Source organism: Immundisolibacter sp. (genome assembly GCF_041601295.1).
GTDB lineage: Bacteria > Pseudomonadota > Gammaproteobacteria > Immundisolibacterales > Immundisolibacteraceae > Immundisolibacter.
Map to the genome: position 1 here is coordinate 1 of NZ_JBFIII010000145.1, position 4,793 is coordinate 4,793.

At 68.1% G+C, this 4,793-nt stretch carries 4 protein-coding genes and 1 pseudogene; all 5 read left to right on the forward strand.

Features of this window, described 5'->3' with window-relative positions:
- Nucleotides 1-19: 19 nt before the first annotated feature.
- On the forward strand, nucleotides 20-1,384 hold the full coding sequence (locus ABZF37_RS13540; protein WP_372720814.1) for a M16 family metallopeptidase: 1,365 nt from the start codon (nucleotides 20-22) through the stop codon (nucleotides 1,382-1,384).
- Nucleotides 1,368-2,744, forward strand: coding sequence for a M16 family metallopeptidase (locus tag ABZF37_RS13545; RefSeq protein ID WP_372720807.1), 1,377 nt, complete (start codon nucleotides 1,368-1,370; stop codon nucleotides 2,742-2,744). The genes ABZF37_RS13540 and ABZF37_RS13545 overlap by 17 nt, the downstream gene beginning before the upstream one ends.
- Nucleotides 2,725-3,291 carry a 16S rRNA (guanine(966)-N(2))-methyltransferase RsmD gene (gene rsmD / locus ABZF37_RS13550; RefSeq protein ID WP_372720810.1) on the forward strand — a complete coding sequence of 189 codons (567 nt, stop codon included), beginning with the start codon at nucleotides 2,725-2,727 and terminating at the stop codon, nucleotides 3,289-3,291. Before ABZF37_RS13545 ends, rsmD begins: the two co-directional genes overlap by 20 nt.
- A gap of 45 nt (nucleotides 3,292-3,336) precedes the next feature.
- Nucleotides 3,337-3,822 (forward strand): pantetheine-phosphate adenylyltransferase, encoded by a 486-nt coding sequence (coaD, locus tag ABZF37_RS13555; RefSeq protein WP_372720812.1) that lies wholly within the window; start codon nucleotides 3,337-3,339, stop codon nucleotides 3,820-3,822.
- Nucleotides 3,815-4,793 (forward strand): annotated as a pseudogene (locus tag ABZF37_RS13560) (hypothetical protein); the annotation flags it as partial. The gene coaD and the pseudogene ABZF37_RS13560, both read left to right, overlap by 8 nt.

Here is a 4,793-nt window from a genome sequence, read left to right on the forward strand (position 1 = left end):
CGAAAAGGAGCCTTCCCTGGTGAAACGGATTCTTTGTGCGCTACTGCTGCTGGCGGGCGCGCCGCTGCATGCGGCGACGCTTGAACAGACTCTCAGCAACGGCCTGAAGGTCATCGTGCGCGAGGACCATCGCGCTCCCGTGGTGGTCACGCAGGTCTGGTACAAGGTTGGCAGCAGTTACGAGCCCGGCGGCCTGACGGGCGCCTCGCACGTGCTTGAACACATGATGTTCAAGGGCACCACCCGACTGGGACCGAACGAGTTCTCGCGCATCATTGCCGAGAACGGCGGCGAGGAAAACGCCTTTACCGGCAGCGACTACACGGCCTATTTCCAGACCCTGGCGGCCGACCGGCTCGAAGTGAGCATGCGCCTGGAAGCCGACCGCATGCGCAACCTGCGCCTGGATGCCGGCGAGTTCGCCAAGGAACTGGAAGTGGTCAAGGAAGAACGCCGCCTGCGCACCGACGACCAGCCGCAGTCGCTGCTGTACGAGCAGTTCAACGCCACCGCGTATCTTGCGCACCCCTACCGTAACCCGGTGATCGGCTGGGAAGACGACCTCGCCACGCTGACCGTCAGCGACCTCAAGGACTGGTATCAGCGCTGGTACCAGCCCAGCAACGCCACGCTGGTGGTGGTGGGCGATGTCGACCCGAAACAGGTGTTCTCGCTCGCGCGGCGCTATTTTGGCGGCTTGCCGGGCGGCCGCGTCACAGCCCCCAAACGCCAAACCGAACCGCCCCAACGCGGCGAGCGGCGACTTGAACTCAAAGCCCCGGCTCAGGTGCCGTACCTGATAATGGGGTACCACGCGCCGGCGGCCGACACCGACGCCGACCACTGGGAGCCGTATGCCCTGGAAGTGCTGGCCGGGGTGCTCGATGGCGGGGAGAGCGCGCGCCTGGCCAGCCGCCTGCGCCGCGGCCAGGAAATCGCCGCCAGCGTCGGCGCCGGCTATCGGGCTTTCTCCCGCGCGCCGGGTATGTTCCTGCTGGAGGCAACGCCGGCGCCCGGTCACTCGCCGCTGGAGCTGGAGCAGGCGCTCAGGGCGGAGCTCAGGATGCTCGGTGAAACCCCCGTCGCGGAGGATGAACTCGACCGCGTCAAGGCGCAGGTGGTCGCCGCCGAGGTGTTCCAGCGCGATTCGGTGTTCTACCAGGCCATGCAAATCGGCATGCTGGAGACCATCGGCATCGGCTGGCAGGTGGGCGAGGACTACGCCCGGCGCATCCGCGCTGTGACCGCCACTCAAGTGCAACAGGTCGCCTTGCGCTATCTGGGCCAGGACAAACTCACGGTCGGCATTCTGCGACCCCAGGCGGGCGCCCTGCCGAGCCGGCGCCCGGCAGTTTCCGGAGGTCGTCATGACGTTGCCCAGTAAGGCCCTGCACCTGGTCTGCGCGCTGGGAGGGGTACTGCTGAGCGCCACCGCCAGCGCTTTGCCAGACATTCAAACCTGGACCACCGACAACGGCGCCCGGGTGCTGCTGGTGACCACGCCCGACCTGCCGATGGTGGACGTTCGGGTGGCCTTCGACGCTGGCAGCGCCCGCGACGACCTCACCCCGGGCCTGGCCAAGCTCGTCAACGGGTTGCTCTTCGACGGTACCGAGGGTCTGGATGCGCAGGCGATTGCCGCTGGCTTCGAGCGCCTGGGCGCCCAGTACGGTGCGCAGGCGCAGCGCGACATGGCGGTGGTGTCCCTGCGTTCGCTGGCCGACGCGCCGCTGCTCGATCCGGCCGCCGACCTGCTCGGCAAAGTGCTTGCAGGGGCAAGCTTTCCGGACGACGCGGTGACCCGGGGCCGACGCGCGATGGAGGTATCCCTGGCGCAGGAGCGCGAGCAGCCGGGCCAGATCGCCAGCCGTGCCTTCTACCAGGCCGCCTACCGCAGCCACCCCTACGCCAGCTGGCCGGATGGCGAACCGCAGGCCTTGCCGGCTCTCACCCCGGAGGCTCTGCGCGCCTTCCACCAGCGCTACTACGTCGCCCGCAACGCCGTGGTTGCGGTGGTCGGCGATGTCGACCGCGCGCAAGCGGCGGCGCTGGTCGAGCGGGTGCTGGCTGGCCTGCCGGCAGGCCAGGCAGCGCCGGCCTTATCGACCGTACTGCCACTGGTACAGGCGGACGACGTGCGCATCCGCCACCCCTCGGCCCAGGCGCATATCCTGCTTGGCGCGCCCGTGCTGACGCGGGACGATCCGGATCTGTTCCCGCTGCTGGTGGGTAACCACGTCCTTGGCGGCTCAGGCCTGGTGTCGCGCGTCAGCAACGTCATCCGCGAGCAGCGCGGCCTGGCTTACAGCGCCTATAGCGCCTTCATACCCATGAGTCAGGCGGGGCCGTTCATGATGGGCCTGCAAACACGCGGCGATCAGGCCGGCGAGGCTATCGCGCTGCTGCGCCAGACACTCGACGAATTCGTCAACGACGGACCCAGCGAGCAAGAACTCGACGCCGCCAAACGCAATCTCACGGGCGGTTTCGCGCTGCGCCTCGACAGTAACCGGGAGATCGTCGAACAGCTGGCGGTACTGGCCTTCTACGGCCTGCCCATGGACTACCTCGATCGCTACGTGGAGCGCGTCAATGCGGTGACCGTGGATCAGGTACGCGACGCCTTTACCCGGCGCGTGGATCCGGAGCGTCTGGTGTTGGTACGGGTGGGCGGCGACAGCGGCCCCGGAGCTGGCCCGGCGACGCCGCGGCCGAAGACACCCGATGCGCGCGCTACGCAATGAGGTGCGCATCATCGCCGGGCGCTGGCGCGGGCGACGGCTGCGCTTTCCACCAGCCGGGCAGATCCGGCCCACCCCCGACCGGGTGCGTGAGACCTTGTTCAACTGGCTACAGGGCAGCCTGGACGGCGCGCGTTGCCTGGACCTGTTCAGCGGCAGTGGCGCGCTAGCCTTCGAGGCGCTGTCACGCGGCGCCGACAGCGCCGTCCTGGTAGACCGCGATCCCGCCGTGGCGACCTATCTGCGCGAAGCCATCGCCACGTTGGGCGCCGTCGGCGCCGAGGTGCAGTGCCTGGGGGCGACCAGTTTCCTGCGCGGCAGCGGGCGTCGCTTCGACCTCGTGTTCCTGGACCCGCCGTTCGGGGACGACGCCCTGGCGCCGTTGCTCGAGGCCCTGATTGAAAGCCAACGCCTGGCGGCCAGGGCGTGGGTGTATATCGAGCACGCCGCGCGCACAGACCCGCCGCCATTACCACCGGGTTTGGCCATCTGGCGCAGCAAGCGCGCCGGCGAGGTCAGCTATCATCTGCTGCGCTGGGAGGGTGGCTGAGCCGACCTTATCCAGCAGTACTCATGGCAGATCGCGGGGAAAGCAATGGCAACGGTGGTCTATCCGGGATCTTTCGATCCCATCACCAATGGTCATGTCGACCTGATCCAGCGCGCGGCCCGGCTGTTCGCGCAGGTCATCGTCGGTGTCGCCCGCAATATCAGCAAGCAGCCGCTGTTCAGTCTGGACGAGCGGTTGCAGCTCGTGTCGGCGGCCATTGGCGATCTGCCGAACGTGCGCGTCATGCCGATCGACGGCTTGCTGGTGGACTTCGTCACCGGTCAGCGGGCACAGGTCATCCTGCGCGGCCTGCGGGCGGTATCGGACTTCGAATATGAGTTCCAGCTGGCCACCATGAACCGTCATCTACGCCCAGAGGTGGAGACGATTTTCCTGACGCCGGCCGAGCAATACGCGTTTATCTCGTCCAGCCTGGTCAAGGAAGTGGCCCGCTTTGGCGGCGACGTGTCGGTATTTCTGCACCCCGAGGTCGCCGCCGCCCTACGTCGGCGCATTACCGCGGGTGCCTAAACCGCCGACGGCGAACAGCGGCCGCGCCGGCGGACTTGCTCTGGAGTCCATGCACCTGTTGCGTGCGCTAAGCCTGGTGCTTGGCTTGTGCGGCCTTGCCCTGGCCGCCGATGACGACGATGTGCCCGACACGGCACTCATCGAGCAGCAACTGAGTGCCGTCCAGGCAGACGGCGCGCTCACCGAGGCCGACCGTGCCGCTGCCACCGCGCAGCTGCAAGCCGCGCAGCGCGCTGTGCAAGATGCCGCCGCGCAGCACGAGAAACGCGACGATACCGCGCGTCGCGCACGCCTGGCGCCCGGGCGCATCGCTGCCCTGCGCGACGCTCGCCCACAACTGCTACCCCTGCCGGCACGCAGTGCTGGCGTTACTGTCCACAGGGCAGCACTGTCGGATGCTCAGTCGGCGCTCGAAGCGGCGCTCGGCGAATACGACAGGCTGGCCCGGCAAGTCCAGGCGCTTACCCAGGCGCCCCTCACCTTGCAACGCGAACTGGCACAGGCGCGGACCAACCTGCAGACCATGGATAACCGGCCGCAGACCGACGACGCGACCGGGGGGCTGTTGGCGCGAGCAACGTCCCTGGCCATCGCAGCGCGGCGCAGCGCTCTGCTGGCCGGCATCGCCCTGCGCGAGGAACAACTGCGTACAGTGGAAGTCCGGCGGGAATTGGCGCAGGCCGAGCGCGATGCCGCCGAACGCCGCGCCGTGGCGCTCCAGGATCAGGTCGCCGCGCTGTCGGCGCGCTTGAGCGAAACACGACAGAAACTGGCGCGGCAGGAATTGGTCGACGCCGAAACCCTGGTGCAGAGCACGGCAGACGCCCACCCCTTGATCCGTCAGGCGGCAGCCCAACAAGCGGTACTGACCCGCGAACTGGCGCAGGTACTCCAGGCCGATGACGCGACCGACAGCGCCATCGTCGCCACTCGCACCCGCCAGAGCGAAATCGAGGAGCTGTACCGGACCG